Source organism: Ancylobacter vacuolatus, assembly GCF_030813595.1.
GTDB lineage: Bacteria > Pseudomonadota > Alphaproteobacteria > Rhizobiales > Xanthobacteraceae > Ancylobacter > Ancylobacter vacuolatus.
Genome location: NZ_JAUSUH010000012.1, coordinates 178,226 through 197,714, shown reverse-complemented (window position 1 = coordinate 197,714; position 19,489 = coordinate 178,226). Strand labels below are relative to the sequence as shown.

General features: G+C 65.1%; 20 protein-coding genes. 7 read left to right on the top strand and 13 right to left on the bottom strand.

Going from position 1 to position 19,489, the window contains the following annotated elements; all coding sequences use genetic code 11:
- Positions 1-123 precede the first annotated feature (123 nt).
- Positions 124-660 (top strand): hypothetical protein, encoded by a 537-nt coding sequence (locus J2S76_RS21270; RefSeq protein ID WP_307063835.1) that lies wholly within the window; start codon positions 124-126, stop codon positions 658-660.
- Positions 661-779: 119 nt separating this feature from the next.
- Here the strand turns inward: J2S76_RS21270 and J2S76_RS21265 are convergent, their stop codons facing one another.
- The 9 genes from J2S76_RS21265 to J2S76_RS21225 form a co-directional block, all read right to left on the bottom strand.
- Entirely contained in the window at positions 780-2,405 is a 1,626-nt protein-coding gene (locus tag J2S76_RS21265) for a DUF927 domain-containing protein (RefSeq protein ID WP_307063833.1), read from the bottom strand.
- A gap of 190 nt (positions 2,406-2,595) precedes the next feature.
- Positions 2,596-3,465 (bottom strand): hypothetical protein, encoded by an 870-nt coding sequence (locus tag J2S76_RS21260; RefSeq protein ID WP_307063831.1) that lies wholly within the window; start codon positions 3,463-3,465, stop codon positions 2,596-2,598.
- Entirely contained in the window at positions 3,452-4,204 is a 753-nt protein-coding gene (locus J2S76_RS21255) for a hypothetical protein (protein WP_307063829.1), read from the bottom strand. The genes J2S76_RS21260 and J2S76_RS21255 overlap by 14 nt, the downstream gene beginning before the upstream one ends.
- A 1-nt stretch (position 4,205) precedes the next feature.
- On the bottom strand, positions 4,206-4,553 hold the full coding sequence (locus J2S76_RS21250) for a helix-turn-helix transcriptional regulator (protein WP_307063827.1): 348 nt from the start codon (positions 4,551-4,553) through the stop codon (positions 4,206-4,208).
- Positions 4,554-4,723: 170 nt separating this feature from the next.
- Positions 4,724-5,728 (bottom strand): hypothetical protein, encoded by a 1,005-nt coding sequence (locus tag J2S76_RS21245; protein WP_307063825.1) that lies wholly within the window; start codon positions 5,726-5,728, stop codon positions 4,724-4,726.
- A gap of 507 nt (positions 5,729-6,235) precedes the next feature.
- Positions 6,236-6,565 carry a helix-turn-helix domain-containing protein gene (locus J2S76_RS21240; RefSeq protein WP_307063823.1) on the bottom strand — a complete coding sequence of 110 codons (330 nt, stop codon included), beginning with the start codon at positions 6,563-6,565 and terminating at the stop codon, positions 6,236-6,238.
- Entirely contained in the window at positions 6,562-8,046 is a 1,485-nt protein-coding gene (locus J2S76_RS21235; protein ID WP_307063821.1) for a sugar ABC transporter ATP-binding protein, read from the bottom strand. Before J2S76_RS21235 ends, J2S76_RS21240 begins: the two co-directional genes overlap by 4 nt.
- Before the next feature lie 9 nt (positions 8,047-8,055).
- Positions 8,056-9,087, bottom strand: coding sequence for an ABC transporter permease (locus J2S76_RS21230; protein WP_307063819.1), 1,032 nt, complete (start codon positions 9,085-9,087; stop codon positions 8,056-8,058).
- Positions 9,088-9,411: 324 nt separating this feature from the next.
- Positions 9,412-10,524 (bottom strand): sugar ABC transporter substrate-binding protein, encoded by a 1,113-nt coding sequence (locus J2S76_RS21225; RefSeq protein WP_307063817.1) that lies wholly within the window; start codon positions 10,522-10,524, stop codon positions 9,412-9,414.
- 179 nt (positions 10,525-10,703) lie between these two features.
- Here J2S76_RS21225 and J2S76_RS21220 point away from each other — a divergent pair, with 179 nt between their 5' ends.
- The 4 genes from J2S76_RS21220 (at position 10,704) to J2S76_RS21205 (ending at position 14,727) form a co-directional block, all read left to right on the top strand.
- Positions 10,704-11,372: a GntR family transcriptional regulator gene (locus J2S76_RS21220; RefSeq protein ID WP_307063815.1), complete on the top strand. Its 669-nt coding sequence runs from the start codon at positions 10,704-10,706 to the stop codon at positions 11,370-11,372.
- Positions 11,373-11,497: 125 nt separating this feature from the next.
- The gene (gene attM / locus J2S76_RS21215; RefSeq protein ID WP_307063813.1) at positions 11,498-12,283 is read left to right on the top strand and encodes an AttM family quorum-quenching N-acyl homoserine lactonase; all 786 of its coding nucleotides are present in this window, start codon (positions 11,498-11,500) and stop codon (positions 12,281-12,283) included.
- 232 nt (positions 12,284-12,515) lie between these two features.
- The gene (locus J2S76_RS21210) at positions 12,516-14,129 is read left to right on the top strand and encodes a GMC family oxidoreductase (protein ID WP_307063811.1); all 1,614 of its coding nucleotides are present in this window, start codon (positions 12,516-12,518) and stop codon (positions 14,127-14,129) included.
- 115 nt (positions 14,130-14,244) lie between these two features.
- The gene (locus tag J2S76_RS21205) at positions 14,245-14,727 is read left to right on the top strand and encodes a YybH family protein (protein WP_307063810.1); all 483 of its coding nucleotides are present in this window, start codon (positions 14,245-14,247) and stop codon (positions 14,725-14,727) included.
- A 66-nt stretch (positions 14,728-14,793) separates the two neighbouring features.
- Here the strand turns inward: J2S76_RS21205 and J2S76_RS21200 are convergent, their stop codons facing one another.
- Positions 14,794-15,498, bottom strand: coding sequence for a substrate-binding domain-containing protein (locus tag J2S76_RS21200; RefSeq protein ID WP_307063808.1), 705 nt, complete (start codon positions 15,496-15,498; stop codon positions 14,794-14,796).
- Between J2S76_RS21200 and J2S76_RS21195 the strand changes: the two genes are divergently transcribed.
- A complete protein-coding gene (locus tag J2S76_RS21195) occupies positions 15,407-15,997 on the top strand; it encodes an LLM class flavin-dependent oxidoreductase (protein WP_307063806.1) in 591 nt (196 codons plus the stop codon). The genes J2S76_RS21200 and J2S76_RS21195 overlap by 92 nt on opposite strands.
- A gap of 198 nt (positions 15,998-16,195) precedes the next feature.
- Here the strand turns inward: J2S76_RS21195 and J2S76_RS21190 are convergent, their stop codons facing one another.
- Positions 16,196-17,539 carry an MgtC/SapB family protein gene (locus J2S76_RS21190; RefSeq protein ID WP_307063846.1) on the bottom strand — a complete coding sequence of 448 codons (1,344 nt, stop codon included), beginning with the start codon at positions 17,537-17,539 and terminating at the stop codon, positions 16,196-16,198.
- 207 nt (positions 17,540-17,746) lie between these two features.
- Here J2S76_RS21190 and J2S76_RS21185 point away from each other — a divergent pair, with 207 nt between their 5' ends.
- Entirely contained in the window at positions 17,747-18,463 is a 717-nt protein-coding gene (locus J2S76_RS21185; RefSeq protein WP_370874812.1) for a hypothetical protein, read from the top strand.
- Between the two features lie 15 nt (positions 18,464-18,478).
- Here the strand turns inward: J2S76_RS21185 and J2S76_RS21180 are convergent, their stop codons facing one another.
- Both J2S76_RS21180 and trxA read right to left on the bottom strand, forming a co-directional pair.
- Positions 18,479-18,985, bottom strand: coding sequence for a DUF1993 domain-containing protein (locus J2S76_RS21180; protein WP_307063803.1), 507 nt, complete (start codon positions 18,983-18,985; stop codon positions 18,479-18,481).
- A 145-nt stretch (positions 18,986-19,130) separates the two neighbouring features.
- A complete protein-coding gene (gene trxA / locus J2S76_RS21175; protein ID WP_307063800.1) occupies positions 19,131-19,451 on the bottom strand; it encodes a thioredoxin in 321 nt (106 codons plus the stop codon).
- Between the last annotated feature and the right edge of the window lie 38 nt (positions 19,452-19,489).

Sequence of the window (19,489 nt, the reverse complement as noted above, 5' to 3'; positions counted from 1 at the left end):
GCGTGTGGCGGGTGTCTACCCAACACCATGGCGCCCTCGCCACAACCGCCGCACGGACTTCCGGCTGAGGCGGACGCGCAACTGCGCCAGCCCTCCCTACATATCGCACCCCAAGGATTGACCATGGCCAAGACCGCTGCCGGCGCCGCTATCGCGCTGTTGCTCACCACCCTGCCGCTCCAGGCACAGAACGTCGGCGAACCCACAAACGACCCCGAGATCAGGATCAAGCGAGGCCGGCTTCTCATCGGTGGCTACTGCACCTTCTCCGCTGTCGTCGCACGCGGTCAGTCCCGCATGCGGATGATTGCCGATCAAGCCTGCGCCCTCATTGTCGACGAGGAGGGACTCGAGAAATCCGTCGATATCTACATGTACGATGGTGGCGCCCAACAGTACGATCTCTCCTATGCCTTCCGCCTCACCAGCAGCTACGACGGAGAAGGTCGGGAGATGCGACGCGAGCAATATCTCTACTGGAATGCCATGCCGGGCTCCGATCTCATCGACCAAAGTCTCGGCTTCGTCAGTGGAGCAGACAGCTTCGATGAGGTCGATGGCGCCTGCTGGGTCACCAAGACGGTGAGGCTCTGCATGCAGCTCCGCAGCGGGCGTGACGTCCGCACCCTCGCGCCGGGGCTGGGACCCTTGAGGAAGTAGTGCCCAGCTATTGGGGCGCCAGCCGCCCAGTCACCTGCGCGGCCGGAAATCACCAAAGCCCCCGGTCGGGCTCAGAACAACCTGAGAGATGGCCCGCCTATCGCCCGAGATCGGCGCGCTTACGCGGACTGAAGTCGATCCAGCAGGATGCGGTAGACACGGACGCCGTTGCGAAAGCGCCGAGGTGCATGGATCGATATCTTCGGCTTGGTGCCTGTCCCGCCTTTGATGATGCCGCGATCGCGAAGATCCCGGGCCAGCTGACCGGGGTTCTGGAAGGCCTTCTCAAATGCCGGCACCGGCACCAGCAACTCGGCTCCATTCGCCGTCGTGCGGGTCAGGCCGCGAAGCGACTTGAACCGATCGCGCGTGAGGTCGGCCGGGGCTGCCTCCACATCGAGAAATTCCGCCTCGTACTTCCTGATGTACCTCTCAAGCCGAGATAGCGCTTTCGGCCGGGAGGGTTCAGGCGACCGCCCTACCGCACGAAGAGGCCAGGCAGCACTGAAACCCCAGTCCTTGCCCATGATCCCCATGTCGGTCGCGACTTTCCCGGCGGCATAGATCGCAGCCAGTATCTGACGGTGCCGGGGATCAACGATACCGGCCGCCTCGGCTTTTGCCAGCATACGCGACCACCACTTCGATACGCGACGGCGCAGTCTCGCAGGATCGGCGGCTACCAACCGCTGGACGAATGCCCGACCGGCGCATCCATAATGGGCGTCGATCTCCCTCCGCAGAAACTGAATCGCCTCCTCCCTGTTGCCGAAGTCGCGCGGCTTGCGCGGGAATACCCCGCCGTATTTCGCCTCCGGAACCAACAACGTCAGCACGCGGCTACGGACGGCGCGATCATCATCCGCATCTCTCGAGAAGCGCTCGGCAACGGATCTGTTGCTTGTCGAAATGAGGACGGCGCGGAGAGCGTCTGTCACCGGCTTGTCGCCGAACCGCTCTTTCGCTCCCGCGGAGGTCAGGCCGAAGTAAGCCGACCGGATAAGTTCGCGTTGCTGCTCAGACGCACCGGCAGTGTTCACCTCGTCCCAGACGAGGAGGCCATCCGCGCCTCGTCTTTTCCGCGCATCGACGGCATTGGCGGTCATCTGCCAGGAATCGGCACCGCCGAGAGGATTGCCAGCATCGCCAGCCCATACCGAGGCGGCGAGCAGGGCAACGGTGCTCTTCCCGCAATGCGGCGGGCCGACGAGTTCGAGGAGCACAGTCTGTGACCCCGGCGGGAGATAGGGGTGAAGGGGACCGACGAAGGCCGCCGCCATGGCCGTTAGGATGAACTCCTGCTTTTTGGCGACGCACCCGATGGCAGCTTGCCATCCCTCCAGGCTGCCGCGCGGCACGTACCGCTGGTCTGGCTCAAAAAGGATAGGGCGGGAATCATCGGCTGAGGTGCGGGTGCCATCGCGGAAGAAGTACACGTCCCCCAGCCAGCCCGGTCGCGTTGCAGCCGAGCCGCTCGGAGCGAAATCCGCATACTCACTGATAGCTCCTTTCGCTTTGGCGAAGTCGGCCGGGCCGTGCGTGATGCCGAGATTTTCGAACTGCGCGAAGACTTCGCGAGCGTTCAGCGCGAGAGCGCCCTTCTCGACCCACATGCTGCTTTTACTGGTGCCATAGCGGACGTGCCGGCGACCATCTCCTTCGATCGCCTCCAGGACGCGAGGCGCGTCGTTATTGGACGTTGCCGGCGAAGTACCCGGCGCCTTCTTTTCAGATTTCTTCGTCATGTCTTTTCTCCATGCGCCACCGCGCCACCTGCGCCACCTCAATTGGCAGCGGGGGGCAGTGGCTATCAGATCGGTGTTTGGGGTGAGGGGCAGTGTTGCAGGGGTGGCAAACCGGCCAAGTCGCGCCGACGGCGAATTCAAGGCCCTGTGCCGCCTCCGCAAGGCCGCCGATGGCGTGCTCGGCCCCGTCTCAGAAATCGCTGTCGGCGTCGTCGACCACAGGGCAACTCAGCCGCAGCTCGCCGTTGGGCAAAAAGCGGCCACCCTGCACGATGGTCATGTCGCCGAGGGTCTGCCGGTGAAACCAGCACAGGACCTCGGAGTGATACGGCTCGGGGATGCGTCGCTTGTCGCGGTTGCGCCTTTGGACCCCGTCCACTTCGCGCACGGCTCGCGATGGCCAGTAACTTTTGAGCAGATACGAGACCTGTGCAGCTCGATTCCTCACCATTTCAACCCGAATGGGATGAGAACCCGTCACGGTCTTTAGATACCCCCAATTTCCCTTCAGGCGGTGAAGCGCACGGACCTTCTTTCGAGTCCCCATACCGTGGAGATGAAGCTGGAAGAGGCCTGAGGTCGGTTCGAACTCCCCATGGATGAATGCCACCAGACACCCCTCAATCGATGAGATGCCGGATCGCTCGAGGTGGGAAAGGAACTGTCGCTTGAGATGCTTGGCGGTGAGGATTTGAAGACGTTCAGGGTCAATGCACCATGACCTCGAGATCACGGTGAACGTTCGAACTTCCTCGTCCTCGAAGACCTCAAACTCCTGCATGATGGCGCGAAAGACCTTTCTGCGGACCCGTCGCATTTTTCGGGACGAAGCGAGGGTGCGCGGGATGCGCCCCTCTTGGACACGCTCCAGGCGGGCCGCCAGCCTGCGAAGCTCTCGGGCGCCCGAAAGGACCGGGACGTTGCCCGACACCGGAATGTTCGCGGCCGTCTTGCGCAGGAGACGCGCTCGCTTCTTATCCTCCCGGAGGACTTTCTCCCGCGTCTCGAAGCGATGAAACGTGGTCGAGCGACGGGGCTTTGAAGACCTATCCCTGCGCATCAGTCGCCTCCTCTGTGTCATCGCCAGCCGAGGTGAGGCGGGTCAACAGCGAAATGGCGAAGTCGTCCCAGCGGAGGTTCTTCTCGGTCAGAACCTGCCGGAGGATCGGCAAGACATCGGCAGGGACTTCGAGATAGGACGGTCCGGAAGAGCCTTCTTCCCCGCAGAGGCGAAGTTGAAGGCGAACGCCGGCAGTCCTCTTCTTCGTCTTGTTCCTGGACACGGCCGCCTTGGCGTCACGCAGGGGTGTCTTCGTCGCGAAGTCTGCGAAGGCTGAAACAGTCACTTTCTGCTGTTCAGCGAAGCGGAGCATGGCCGCATATTCCGAAGCTGCCTTCTGGGCCTTGAGGTTGCCCGGCGAGACGATCAACTGCGCACAGGCGAGGGCGAGATCGGCCTTTCGGCCCTTCGTCTTTCCGGAGTTCGCCCTGCCCTGGACCAGCTCAGCAGCCTCAGCGTCGCCCTCGGCAGCGACGAGCAGCGCGTAGGCGGGTTCCAGCGCTTTGACGAGGATCGACTTACGGTCGAGGACGGCGTCGGAGAGTGAAACGCGGGCACAGGCTTCAATTAAAGACTTAATCGACGGAATCGTCCGAGGCGCCGCATCAATGCGGGCAACTTCGACTTTCGCGTGCTCGTCCCGGATATGCGGCTGGGAGGGTCTATTTTCGGTCGGACCGAGAATTACGGGCGGGAGAACAACCGTTCGTCCCCTACGCAAGACGGAATGGGTCGACATGTCACTCCCCCCCCTGATGGAGGGTGAGGACCAGATTAGCGACGTAGGCGCGCGGCCAGACCGTCACGCCGGGGCTGAGCTTGATGCCGGCAGCGACCTTGCCCTTGTTAACCCAATCGTGCCACGTCGAGCGGCCGATCGGCAAAAGGCCCTTCGGCGCGACGATCCCAGCGACACGAATCAAGCCTTTGTTCAGCTCGCTCTGAGTGATTCCAAATCGGTCCAAGACCTCGGAAACGCCCCCCACCGGGGGATCGGCGCGCTTTGACTTATTCTGTCGACCTATCTCGTGCAAATTACTCGACGCATCAGCGTCAGAGAACCCGCCAAGACCTTGATATTCAATCATTGTGACGCCCTCCTGCGATTAATTCGCCGGAAGATCATCTCTAAATGCGACACACTCTCATATGCGCGGGCTTCGCGACATAACTTACAGCATTGATTTAAAGAGCCTTTTCGGCTTTTTAGCCAACAAGATGTGACGCGGCACTGCCGAGAAGCACGCCAGATCGAAACTCAGTTTTTGACGTATGATTCCACATCGTCCGGCAGCGGAGCGTGCGCTACGAACAGAGGCTCTAGCTCGCTGGGAAAACCTGGAAAGGCGATACCGTGGAGCGCGCGGCGGTCAAGCTTCTCTCGCAGCTCAATCCACACTCCCAGCGCCATGCGCATGAAACGCTCGATTTTGTCGGGACTTGATACGATACTTACGAACTTATTGCGCATGTCGGGCTCATTCGGATCGAGCGTCCACCCAACATTCAGTAATTTTGTATCGACGTATGAGAACGGCGCGATGACAGCCCATTGCCGCCAAAGCTCCCGGGCACGACGTGGACCATATCCCGTATTATCTTCGAACAAGCCATTTGAGAATGCTCGGAAAGCTTTATTTAAACTCGCCGATTTACGAGAATCAGTGGACTTTGTTTTGAATGATAAAATAAACCATACAATATCCGAAACAAAATTAGATACATAATACGAATTATGATCGATTGGGTACACGTCAGAAATCATATCTCCATAATATTTATATGAATAGAATCTACGTATTCGATCAATCGATATATTTTCCGCCAACCATTTCCTGTCGGCTTCGTCTAAATCTTTCAACAAGGTTCCGTGAGAAGCGTTCATCGTCGAAATTTTCATAGGGACGATCAGATCATTCTGATAGGATGTATTACTGGGGAAACGGATCCACGCGGCAAACCGTAAGACGGACTCCTCCAGTCTGTTTCTGCCAATTTGCGTAGAAAAACACAGGTTATAAATGTGTTTTGAAATGGGATCTTGATCTGATCTATCGTTCTTCACAAAGAAGTCACTCTGAAATTCAGTTGCCCATCTACGCAACGAGGAATCAGAGACTTCGTATTTTTCCAGGAGAGAGCTATAGCTTACGCTTGTATTATGCTCCGATTGCCAAATAATGTCTCGAAGAATGCGCACGCGCTGCGCCGTGGTGCGCCTCCGCCCGCGCCGCTTATTGGATGCCTCGATGTCACGGTTCATGATGGCGCCATTCTAGGAACGGCACAGCGTTCTACGTAACAACGAAAGACGTCAAGCAAACTCGTGTTGGCATTTTTGTTGGCATCGCGATTCATTGTATGATAAAAACGACTGACTTTTCATCTTCTTAGAGATATGTTGCGAGTCCTCTCCTGGCACCATTTGACCGTCGCAGACGGTCCTGGGACTACCGAAAAGCCGCTGAAACCAAAGGGTTTCAGCGGCTTTTTCGTTTGGGACAGTCCGATACGATCCGTTGGCATCCCGTGGGTTTTGCTGATCTATGTGGCGGCGTCGTAACCAGGCCATCCCACCGGCGGCCATGGCGGGTGGTCACGCCGGGCGGCAGGGCGCGGGCCGAGGCTCGCCTGATCGTGCACGCCTGATCGTGCACGCCTGGCTGGGGCGCCCTTCGGCGGAAGTGCCAGCCGCCGCGATGCACCCGCTTTCGGGTGGGAGGCCGCGCACGCAGAGAGCGGCCCGCGCGGCGCGCGCGGCGCCTTCCCGTCACTCCGCTTTCGAAAGCGCGCGCGGGCGATCCGCCAGCCCCTCGACGCCCTCGGCATTGTAGCGGGCGATCCAGTTCTGCAGGGTGCGGGTGCGCACATGGGCGCCGGCGGCCGCCTCGGCGAGGGTGGCGCCGGCGAGCACATGGGCGACGGCGCGCATACGCAGCGAGGCGCGCAGGCTGGGTGTCCGGCGGGCGAGCAGTCGCAGCGTATGCGCGCTGATGTCCGCGCGGACGGCAACCTCATTGCCGGGCCGGCCGGGCCGGGCGCGCGCCTCCCCCGCCGGGCGCCCCCCGGCCTGGGGGCGGGCATCCGGGGTGGAGGTCACGCCACCTCCGACGCCAGGGTCGCGGCCAGCAGCGAATCACGGTCGAAGCCAGCGCGCGGCCGCTCCACCGCCACCCGGCCGGAATGCACGACCATGATCCGCTCGCTCAGCGAGAGCAGTTCGTTGAACGAGGTCGACATCAGGATGATGGCGGCGCCGTCGCGCGCCATTTCCAGCATGATCTCGTAGATCTGCCGGATGGCGCCGACATCGACGCCGGAGGTGGGCTCGGAGAAGATGTAGATCTTCTGGTCCCGGCTCAGCCATTTGCCGATCACGGCCTTCTGCTGGTTGCCGCCGGAGAAGTAGCGCATCTTGGTGCCCGGCGCGGCGGGATAGACCTGCAGCCGCTCGATCACCCGTCGCCCGCTGGCCATTATGTCGGCCGTGCTCACCATGCCGAAGCGCGAGAGCCGATCGAGAATCGGCAGCGAGACGTTTTCCGCCATGGTGAGGTTCGGGAACAGCGCCTGCTTGCGCCGGTCCTCCGGAATCAGCGCCACGCCGATGTCGAGCGCGTCGGAGGGGCTGTCGATGCGCACGGGACGCCCCTCGGCGAAGATCTCGCCGTGATAGGCGATGAGGCCGCTCAACGCCTTCTCGATCTGCTCCATGCCGCCGCCAATGGGGCCGGTGATGCCGAGAATCTCGCCGCGATGGACACGGAAGCTGGTCGGGCTCAGCTTGGCGGTGCCGAGCGCCTTCACCTCCAGCGCCACTTCCGGGCGGGCGAAGCCGGGATTGGTGATCTCGAGGTCGGAGGCCGAGCGGTTGACCATGAGCCGCGTCACCGCCGCCTCGTCGATCTCGCCACGGGCAAGCGTCGCCACCACCCTTCCGTCGCGCAGAATGGTCGCCCGGTCGCACAGCAGCTTTACCTCGTTCAGCCGGTGCGAGATGTAGACGATGGTCAACCCTTCCGCCTTGAAGCGCCGGATGAGGGCGAACAGAAGCTCGCTCTCCCGCCCGGACAGCCGCGCGGTCGGCTCGTCGAGAATGATGACCTTGAACTTGCGATGAAACAGCGTCGCCAGCGTCAGCATCTGCATCTGCGCGGCGGTCAGCGCGCCGGCCCGGGCGGCGGGGTCGATGTCGAGGCCGATGCGGGAAAGGATGTCCCGCGCCTCCCGCTCCATCGCCCGGCGGTCGATCCAGCGGCGCTCGCTGCCCAGCAGCAGATTCTCCGCCACCGTCATGTTCCAGGCGAGCTCGGCGTCCTGATAGACCGCGCCGACGCCGGCATCATTGGCCGCTTTGGGCGAATGGCCGTGGAACGGCGCGCCCTCGATGCGGATCTCGCCGCTCGACGCGGTGTAGACGCAGGTCAGGATCTTGATCAGCGTCGACTTGCCCGCGCCGTTCTCGCCCAGCAGGCCGTGGATTTCCCCGCGGTCGAAGGACATGTCGATGCCCTTGAGAACATGGACTCCGGAAAAATCCTTCCGGAGATCGCGGATCTCAATGATGGGACGCGCATCCATGATCGGTCCTCAGATGAAGCGGAGATGAAGTTCTTCGCGATTGAGCAGCGCATTGGTGCCCACGGCCGCAAGCAGGACAAAGCCGTTGAAGATGTTGCGCGCGGAACTGTCGACGCCGAACTGGGTCATGCCATTCGACACCATGTAGAGGAAGAACACGCCCAGCAGCGTGCCCAGCACATGCGGCTTGCCCTTGCCCAGGATGGTGGCGCCGAGGAACACGGCGGCGAAGGCCTCCAGCAGATAGCCCGCGCCTCCGGTCGGCTGCGCCGAGGACGAGGTGGAGGCGAGGAAGATGCCGGCGATGCCGCAGAACAGCGCGCTGAGCACGAAGCTCGAAATCACCCAGCGATAGACCGGGATGCCCGAATAGTAGGCCGCCAGCGGGTTGTCGCCCACCGCGTTGATGTAGTGGCCGATGCGCAGCCGGTTGGCGATGATGAAGGCGATGATGAAGAAGACGAACAGGAAGACCGACTTCACCGCGATGAAGCCGTAGCGACCCTGGCCGAGCCAGCGGAAGAAGTGTTCGTCATAGCCCACCGCCACCTGGTAGCCGCCGGTGAGATATTGATTGCCGCCTTCCAGCAGGAACATGACGCCGATGGTGCCGACGATGCCGGAGATGCGGAACCACGTCACCAGCACGCCATTCGCCAGCCCGATCAGCATCGACACCAAGAGCGCGACGATGATCGCGGCGGGGGCGCCGAGGACCGGAATGCACAGCGCGCACACGATCGAGGAGGTGGTGACGATGGTGCCGATGGAGAGATCGAAGCTCCCCGCCGCCACCACGAAGGTCAAGCCCATAGAGAGCAGGGCGCAGGTGAACATCGAGAACAGGATGTTGTTGATGTTCGACACGGTCAGGAAATAGGGCGAGGCAAAGGAGAACGCCACGGCGACCAGAAGGATGACGAGGATGGTTCCCCACACCCGCAGGAAGCGCACCAGGGGGTGCGACGTGTCGCGCCCGGCGGCCTCGGAGCGCGAGGGGGGCGCGCCCGCGGCGGGGGCCTGCTGCTCAGCTATGGTCATGGTCGTTCCTCTTGAGTCATCCATCCCGGGCCGGGCATCGCGTGGTCCGTCACCGACGCCCGATGGATCATCTGCGCGCCGGCGCGCCAAAGCGATGGCGACGTGTTGTGGCGTGCCGGAGGCCTGCCGGCCTCTCGGTGCGGGCATCAGCGCCCCGGCGACCCGACGCCTGCGCCGGATCGCCTGAAGGGGCCGCACCGCGAGGGCGTGGGGCCTGGTCCGTGGGCGAAGGCGATGCCGCCTTCGCGAGGGAGATTCAGTCGCTCGATCCTAAAGCTAGAGCGACTTGCCGATCGGATCGATTCGATCGGACCGGATCACGCTCTAGCCGCCGAAAGGCTTGAGATAGGCGATGGCGGCGGCGTCCATGGCGCGGATCTCGTCGAGATATTTGGCGGCGTCCTGCGGCAGGATGGTGGGCACCGGCACGTAATCGACGTTGTTGGGCACCTTCTCGCCACGGCCCAGCTGCAGCGCCAGCTTGCCGACGCGCTCGCCGATGGTGTGGTAGGGCACATCGGTGGAAAACACGACCGGCACGTTGCCGGAAGCGATGCCGGCGAGCAGCTGGTCCGACGTGTAGTGGTTGTACAGCTTGATGTCGTCGCGACCCATCTGCTGCATCGCCTGCGCCGCGCCGATGGTGAGAGGCCACCACCAGGACATGAAGGCGGAAATCGAGCCCGGCTTCGGGTTGGCCTGCAGCAGCGCGAGCATGTTGTCGCGGCCCTTGGAGATCTGGTCTTCCGTCGACACCGACCCGGAGATGAACGGCAGCATCTTCATGCGCGGCTCATAGGAGGTCATCAGCGACAGCATGTCCGCTTCCTGATCGAACGGCGTGTAGAAGCCGCGCGCTTCGGCGGTCTGGGCGATGGTGCCCTGGCGGCCCAGCATGTTCTGCATGTGGTAGCCGATGGTCATCGCGGTCGCCCAGGTGTTCTCGCTCACCGCCGGCGAATCCTTGACCGTGACGACGAAGCCGACCGTCTTGATGCCGCGCTTGCGGGCCTCGTCGACGATGTAGGCGGTCTCGGATTCGAGCGAGTAGATGCCGAGCACGAGGACGTTGATGTCGCGGTCGAGCAGGGCCAGCGCCGAGCTCTGCTCGGAATTCTTCGAGGGCTCGCCGCGCACCGTCACCAGCTCGCCGCCACCTTCGGTGACGGTCTGGGCGATCTTCCAGCAACCGCGCCGCCAGGGCTGGTTGAACGGACCGTAATTGAGGCCGAGGCCGACGCGGACCTTCGAGCCCTGGGCCCGCACGAGGCTCGGCATGGCGATGCCGGACGCCGCCAGCGTGGCGAAGCCGACGCCGGCGCCGACGCCGCCGAGCAGGCTGCGGCGGGTGACGCCGGTAGCGTTGCCTGGCGTCACGTCCGGCGTTGCTTCGGTGGTCTCGAGGGTGGCGCCGTTTTCAGTGTGATGGGTGCTCATTGTTCCTCCCAATGCGCTCATGGCTGTCAACCGGGCTGTTGCTCAGCCTCTGGCAGTCGGTATACGGATTATCGATAATCTCGTCTATAATTTTTTTCATCATGCACTCGATGTTATTATCGAGCGAATTGACAACCGACGGTTCTTGTCGGTAGCGTCACCGGGCAATGGAGGGTTCGATGCCGTCGTCCCAAGTCATGAGACGGCCCAGCGGTATGGGCGCCGAGGAGATCTACGAGATCCTGCGCCGCGACATCGCGCTCGGGCGACTGATGCCGCGTCAGCGCCTGGTCGAAAGCGACCTGTGCGAGCGTTTCGGCGCGACCAACCACAATGTCCGGCGTGCCTTCGACCTGCTCGATCGCATCGGCGTCATCGAGCGCAAGGCCAATCGCGGCGTCGAGGTGCGGGCGCTGTCGGCACGCGAGCTCCAGGATCTCTACGACATCCGCTCCATGCTGCAGGCCGAGGGGGTGCGCCGGCTCGATGTCGACCGGCTGGACGAGCTGGCCGACCGGCTGACCGCCATCAACACCACCTATGAGCAGGCGCTTAAGGAGGGCCAGATCGAGGCCGCCGTCGACGCCAACGACCTGTTCCACACCACCCAATTCGACTACTGCAAGAATGCGGAACTGGCGGCACTGCAGCTCAACTATTGGCTGCGCGCCTCGGCCATCATCTCACGCGCGCTGATCGAGCAGGGTTCCTCGCTGAAATCGCTGCAGGATCACTGGGACATCATCGCCGCCATGCGGGCGCGCGACATGGCCCGGCTGGAAGAGCTGACCGTGACCCACATCCGCCCGCCCCTCGCCGCCTATATGCGCGTCTACGGCCTGTACTGAGCGGCCGTCGGCACGGGAAAGCGGCACACCCACACGAAGCGCCAGGCGCTTCCAACAAGAACCCGGCGGCGCGGGACGCCTTTCGCGCCGCTGCAATGAAAATCTCGCTACACGTGGAGGAAGCAATGAGCGACGCCATTCGGCTTTATTTTTTCCAGACCGGACGCATTCGCCAGAAGGAAGTCGACATCAAGCTCGGCTACGGCCAGGAAGATTTCTTCACCCCCATTCCCTGGTTCTTCATCACCCACCCGCGCGGCAATGTGGTGATCGACGGCGGAACGGCGGTCGAGGCGGCGCTGGACCCGGAAGGCCACTGGGGCGCGCTGATCAACAAATACTACCCGCTGATGGACCCGGAAGACGGTTGCGTGAACCGGCTGAAGCAGGCCGGCTTCGACCCGGCGGATGTGAAATACGTCATCCATTCCCACCTGCATCTCGACCATACCGGCGCCTGCGGGAACTTCCCCAATGCCAAGCATATCGTGCAGCGGCGCGAATATGAGTGGGCGTTCAGCGCCGACTGGTACATGAAACTCGGCTATGTGATGAAGGACATCCTCAAGCCGGGGATCGAGTGGGAGTTCCTGGAGGACGAGGACGGCTTCGACCTCTATGGCGACGGCGTGATCCAGACCTACCAGTCGCCCGGCCACAGCCCCGGCCACCAGTCGATCATGGTCCGGCTGCCCAATTCCGGCCCGATCCTGCTCGCCATCGATGCCGCCTACACGTTCGAGCACTGGAACGACAAGTGCCTGCCGGGCGCCCTCACCTCGGCCATCGAGGTCGCCGCCTCGGTGCGCAAGCTGCGCCGCCTCGCCGAACGGGAAAACGCCATGGTCGTGCCCGGCCATGACCCCGATTCCTGGCCGAGCTTCAAGAAGGCTCCCGATTTCTACGATTGAGCGGCACGGCCGGGCGCGTCCTTGGGGCGCGCCCTGTCGACCCGTCCCTGCGCCTGCCACTCGCCCCCGCCGCACGCTTCCGCGGACGGATCGGCAGGGGCTGCCTGCGCCCGCGCACGCCGCCAGGTTGACCTGAGCGGGGGGCGGAACGAGCCTGCCGGTGCGCGCCACAGCGGCGCACACCGAGCGGTTGTTTCACGCCGAACGGGCAACTCCACTGCGGTCAAGTCCCATGAAGACGACCTACGACTACATCATTCTCGGGGGCGGCACGGCCGGCTGCGTGCTGGCCAACCGTCTGTCGGAAAACGGCCGCCACAGCGTGCTGCTGCTGGAGGCTGGCGGGGAACCGACCAGCCCGTGGATCCCCATTCCCGCCGGCTTCTCCAAGCTGCTGACCAACACCAAGTTCAACTGGAAATTCGTCTCCGAGCCCGAGCCGGGCACCGCCGGACGCTCCATCGCCATTCCGCGCGGCAAGGGTCTGGGCGGCTCCTCGCTGATCAACGGCATGATCTATGTGCGCGGCCAGCCCGGCGATTTCGACAAATGGGCGCAAGGCGGCGCCTCGGGCTGGAGCTTCGCCGATCTCGTGCCCTATTTCCGCAAGGTCGAGGCCTTTGACGGCGCCGAGGGCGAGACGCGCGGGCGAGACGGCAGGCTGGCGATCACCGAGGTAGCGCTGCGCCCGCCGCTGGCCGATGCCTTCATCGCCGCCGCCCGGCAGGCCGGCCATGGCCTCAACAGCGACTATAATGACGGCCACCAGGAAGGCTTCGGCTACTACCAGGCCACCCAGCGCCGCGGCCGCCGGGTTTCCGCCAAAACCGCCTATCTCGATCCGGCGCGCGGGCGGCGCAATCTCGACATCGTCACCGGCGCCCACATCCTCAAGATCGATGTTGAGGGCCGGCGCGCGGTCGGCGCGACCTTCCGTCGACCGGGCCAGACGCTCAGCGTCCGCGCGGGGCGCGAGGTGATCCTTTGTGCCGGTGGCGTGCAGACCCCGCATCTGCTGGAGCTCTCCGGCATCGGCAATCCCGGCCTTCTCAAGCCGCTCGGCATTGAGGTGGTGCAGGCGCTGGCCGGGGTGGGCGAGAACTACCAGGACCATTTCTGCACCCGGATGAACTGGCGGGTCAGCCAGCCGATCACCCTGAACGAACAGTCACGCGGGGTGCCGCTGGCGCGCTCGGTGCTGCAGTATTTCGCCTCCGGGCGCGGCATTCTCTCGCTCGGTACCGGGCTGGCCTTTGGCTTCATCAAGACGCGGCCGGGCCTCGAAGACGCCGACGTGCAGCTCTATTTCATGCATGCGAGCTATGCCGACGCCTCCAAGCGCATTCTCGACCACCAGCCCGGCATGACGATCGGCGTCAGCCAGTTGCGGCCGGAAAGCGCCGGCTCCATCCATTCCCGCTCCGCCGACCCGCTGGAGCCGCCGGCCATCCGGCCGAATTTCCTTTCCTCGCAGGTCGATCTCGACACGATGCGGCGCGGCATGCAGATGGCCCGCGATATCGTCGACCAGCCGGCGCTGCGCCCCTTCGTGGCGCATGAGATGAGCCCGGGCGCCGCCTGCCGCAGCGATGCCGACTGGGACACGTTCACCCGCAGCAACGGGCAGACGATCTACCATGTCTGCGGCACCGCCAAGATGGGCACCGACCCTTCCGCCGTCGTCGATCCGGCGCTGCGGGTGATCGGGCTTGCGGGCCTGCGCGTGGCCGACGCCTCGATCATGCCGGCCATCGTCTCGGGCAACACCCAGGCCGCCGTCTATGTCATCGCCGAAAAGGCGGCCGATCTCGTTCTGCGCGACGCGCAGGGAACAGGCGGCAGCTGACGCTTTCGCGCGACCCGCGACGCGGCCGGCTGGAAGAAGAGACGCCACGACACCGACCGCGCGGACCTGCGCGGAACGTGCGTTCAACCAAGACGATCCCGATACGCGGCGGCGCATGGCGTCCGTTTTCCGCGCGGGGGAGTCGTGCGCCATCAACAAACACAGACGGGGAAGTCACATGTCGCTGCTATCGGTCACGAACGATGTTGAAACGCGCTGGAATGCAGCGGCATCGCCGTGGGATGCCGCCGCCCTGGCCGATATCTACAATGACGATGCCCTGTTCTTCGGGCTCCTCCCTGAGTTTTTCGTCGGCCGGCGCGCCATCGAGGCGTATTTCTCCCATTATGTCGGGCTGTATAGCGGCGTAAGCCTGAGCCTCGTCGATCAGGAAATCCGCGAAATCTCGCCCACCATCGTGGCCGCGCAAGGCTTCGGCGAGATCCGCAACACCCATTGCGACGGCCTTGTCGTGTCGTCGCGGGTCCGCACCTCGCTGGTGATGACCCGCTCCGCCAAGGGCTGGGGCATCAGCCTGCATCATTTCTCCCATATTCCCGCCAGCTTCCCCAAGAGGGCGCTGCCGGCCGAGGCGTAGACGCTGCTCAAGCGCGATGTCGCCCCCATCCGGCCGAGTGCCGCCTCGGGGTGAATGGGTGCGCCTTCACCCAACAAAGCGGGCGATCCCGGCGGCCAGCGCGTCCATGTCGCGCTCGCGCAGGGCGAACAGCCTGTAGGGAAGCGCGATCGCCAGACTGCCGATGCGCGCCACCCTCCCCGCCTCCAGATGCGCGCTGGCCGCCCGCTCGGGCAAGACGGCGAGGTGGCGCCCGGCCCTGAGCAGCGAAAGCACCGCCATGGTGGAGGCGAGCCGCAGCTTCGGGTCGAGAAGCCGGCCGGGGTCCAGCCGCTGCGCCGTCAGGCCCGCGGTGATCGTGGGCGTCAGGTCGCTCTGTTCCCAGACCAGCGAGGCGTGATCGGCCAGCTCGCGCCAGCCGACATCCGCCGGCAGGCGCCCGGCAAGGCTCGGATGCGCGCAGACGATCAGCGTGTCGGCGAAGACGCGGGCGAGGCGGAACCGCGGGTGGCTCGGCAGCACATTGGTGATGCCGACATCGGCGCTACCGCGCATCACCAGCGCGGTAACATCGTCCACCCCGGCGCGCTGAAGCCGCAGGCCGGGAAAGCCCGCGCCGGCCGCCGCCGTCATCCAGTGGTCATTGGCATGGCCGGTGCCGGCCACGATCGCGAAAGCGTCGAGCGGGCGCCGGCTTTCAATGCGCAGGATGGTCAGCTCCACGTCGCGCAGGATGCGCTCCGCCTCGCGGGACACCCCCACCGGGCCCGACGTGGCCGCCTGCCTCGCCATCGCGCAGCAGGCCGAGGCGCTGGGCTTCGATTTTCTCTACGCCTCCGAGAACCTGCTCAACTGCATCCACGGCCCGCGCGAAAGCGTCGCCGATGCCTGGACCATCCTCGCCGCCATCGCCGCCGTGACCCACAAGGTCGGGCTGTGCGGCGCGGTGAAACCCGGCTTCCGCTCGCCCTTCCTGGTCGCCCGCATGCTCGACACCCTCACCCGCATCTCCGAGCGGCGGCGTTCGATCTCTCCGGTGTCGACTGGCTCGACCATGACGGCCGCCACGACCGGGCGGCGGAGTTTTTGCGCTCGCTGCACGGGCTGTTCAACCGGCCCGCCGAGGCCAACGCCGCCAGCGGAACGGAGGAGACGGGCATTGGCGAGCCGCCCAATTATGGGCTCGATCCCGCCGCCCTGCCGGAAGTGTGGATCGCCGGCCATTCGGACCGCGCCATCCGCATGGCGGCGGAGTGGGGCACTGCCTGTTTCTCAACGGCATGGGCGATGACGACCTCAAGCGGCACATCGGCAATGCCCGGCGCCGACGGCTTCATGCTGGCCGCCACCTATACGCCCGGCTGCTTCGAGGAGTTTGTCGATCTCGTCGTGCCGGAACTGCAGCGGCGCGGCCGGCTGCGCACCCGCTATCAGGGATCGACACTGCGCGAGAACCTGCTGGAAAACTGAAAGCCGGAGCGGCCGCCCCTCACCGCAGCAGCAGCGACGCACCCGCCGCCAGCAGGGCGAGGGCGCTCGCGCCGGCCAGAGCGAGCGCGAAGGCCCGCGTGCCGAGCAGGGCGGCATAGGCCGCCTTGGCCAGCATGTTGGCGAGCACGGCAAGGCCGAGCGCCCGCGCCGCCACGGCGGGGTCGAGCGTCGGCAGCATGCCGGCCACTGTCACCGTCACCGCATCGACATCAGCCAGCCCGGCCAGCGCTGAGGCGGCATAGAGCCCGCCATCGCCCCAGAGCTGGCTCGCCACCCGCGCCGCGAAGGCCACGCCGACCAGCAGCAGCGCCATCTTGAACACCGAGGCGAGATCGAACGGGTTGCCTGGCTCGGAGTTGCCTGGCTCGGAGTTGCCTGGCTCGGAGTTGCCTGGCGCGGGGTTGCCTGGCGCGGGGTTCTTCGGCTGCCCCTCCGCTTCCCGATCCTGCGCCGGGGCACTGGCGCGCGCCAGCACCAGCGCGCCGGCGAACATCACGGCCGCGCCGGCCGCCAGAGGCAGCAGCAGACGCTCCGCCAGCGAGGGCAGCACGGCCACCACCAGAAATCCGGTCCGCAGCAGCGACACGCCGCCGGCGCTGACCGCCCCGGCCGCCAGCGCCCGCACGGCCGGGCTCTGCCGTGAGCGGCGGGCATTGGCGATGGTGGTGGCGGTCGACGAAATCAGCCCGCCAATGGTGCCGGCGACCAGCTCGCCGCGCGTCGCCCCCAACAGCCGCACGGCGATGTAGCCGCAGAAGGAGATCGCCGCCAGCACGATGGCCATGATGAGGATCTTGGCCGGCGAGACGCCGCCGAACGGCCCGATCGGCTCGGTGGGTACGATGGGGCGCAGCACGAAGGCGAGCGTCAGCAGGATGAGGGCGGAGCGCAGTTCCACCCAGCGCAGCCGCCGGATGGCCCGATGCAGGAATTCCCGGCTGGCGAGGATCACCGCCAGCACCACCCCGCCGGCCGAGGCGAGCATCGTGTCGCCGATCAGTGCCAGCGCCCCCAGCGCGAAGGTCAGCATCGCCGCCACCACTGCCGTGGCGCTGAAGCGGTGCTCGGCGACGCCCTCACGGTACTGGAACAGCGCGAACACCGCGGTCAGCGTGACCAGAAACCCGACCAGGACGAGGCCCGGCGGCGCGGCGGCCTGGCCCGCGCCGGCCAGCAACTGCTCCAGCAGCCCGGCGAGGCCGCCCAGCATGCCGATGAGGGTGTAGGTGCGGATGCCGGCGGTGCGGGAGCCCTCGTCCTCGTCGCGCTCGCGCCAGTGGCGTTCCACCCCTACCAGCGCGCCGATGGCGATCGCCAGGGCCATGCGCTGCAGGATTTCCATCTCGTCCACGGCACCGCCTCGCGCAAGTGCGGCCCTGCGGCCGCCCGCCGGACTATCCGCCCGGGGCAGGCCCACCCGCAAGCGGGAGCACTACGCACGCCGCCTCACCTGCGCCCCGCGCGACGGCCTCGACAGTTCCGCCCGTTTGCGCCATGTCCTGCGGCGGCGCTGCAAGGGATCCGCGAGGGGAGCGTGATGCGAGTTCAGATGAGGACTGCTAGGGGGCGCCGGCTCGGGCTGCGGCGCCTGCTGTGCGCCAGCCTTGTCGTCGCCTTCGCCGGCCTGCCCGCGCGCGCCGAGGAAGCCCCGGCCTGGCCGGACACTGCCGTCAGCCGGCTTGCAGCGCTGGCGCTGGTGCAGACGCTCAATGCCGATCTTCTGAGCCATGCCAGCGCCACGCTGACGCTGGACCGCTGGTGCGCGGCGCATCGCCTTGCCGACAAGCCGGTCATCGTCGCCGACCGCGTGCGCGGGCAGGACAAGCCGGCGGGCGCGGAGATCCGTGGCCTGCTCAAGGTCGATGCGGATGAGCCGGTGCGCTACCGGCGGGTGCAGCTGCGCTGCGGCGACAAGGTGCTCTCAGAAGCCGACAACTGGTATCTCCCCGCCCGGCTGACCGCCGCGATGAACGAGACGCTGGAGACCACCGACACCTCGTTCGGCCGGGTGGTGAAGCCGCTCGACTTCCGCCGCACCACGCTCACCTCGCGCCTGCTGTGGCAGCCTCTGCCCGAGGGCTGGGACATGGGCGCGCCGCTGCCGCCGCCCGGCCCCGGTGCGCTCGCACTGCCGGCCTTCCTGCTGGAGCACCGCGCCGTGCTGACGCTGCCGGACGGCACCCCGTTCAGCGCCCTGGTGGAGAGCTATACACGGCAGGTCCTGGCCTTCCCCCCGCCCGTCGGCCCGCCCGGCGCCGCCGAGTGAGCCGACGCCGAAGCGTCAGAAAGCCCCGAGATAATCCATCTTGCCCACAGGCACGCCCTTGTGGCGCAGGATGTCGTAGGCGGTGGTGACGTGGAAGAAGAAGTTCGGCAGCGCGAAGGTCAGCAGATAGCTCGACCCGACGAAATGCCGCTCGCCGCGCCGGGACTTCTGAACAATCTCGCGCGTCTCGCTGCCCTCGAAATCGGCCGGGTTGACGCTGGCGAGATAGTCCAGCGTCGCGGCGATGCGCTGGTGCAGTTCCTCGAAGCTGGTCTCGGTGTCGGGAAAGCTCGGCCCGGTGGTTCCGGTCAGGCGCGCGGCCGCGAACTTGGCGGAATCGCTCGCACTCTGGATCTGGCCGGTCAGCGGAAACATGTCCGGGGCGAGCCGCGCGGCTGCCAGCTCGGCGAGATCGATGCCGCTGGCGGCGGCATGCTCCTCGCCCTTGCGCAGAAGCGCGTCGAGATTGCCCAGCGCGCGCTGGAAGACGGGAACGGAGGCGTCGTACATGGAAAGCGACATGGAAGTCTCCAAAATCAAGCGAACAGGATAAGATCGTACACGCTATATCCTCGTCCTGTGACATCCGGAAGCGTGGCGGCCGAAACGAAAAACCCCGGCGCGGAGGACCGGCCGGGGTTGATCGGGATCAGGTGAAATCAGGCGATCAGATCGCGTTGTTCACCCATTGCAGCATCTTCGCCTTCGGCGCCGCGCCAACCTGGCGCGAGGCCAGCTGGCCGTCCTTGAACAGCAGCAGGGTCGGGATCGACATGATGCCGTACTTCGAGGCCGTCGCCGGGTTCTCGTCGACGTTCAGCTTGACGATCTTCACCTTGTCGCCGAGTTCGCCCGCCATCTCGTCGAGAACCGGGGCGACCATGCGGCAGGGCCCGCACCATTCGGCCCAGAAATCGACGATGACGGGAGCGGAGGAGTTCAGCACGTCGGACTCGAAGCTCTGGTCCGAAACCTTTTCGACGCCCATTTGGACACCTTTCACGAATCTAGGAAATTCAGGAAGTT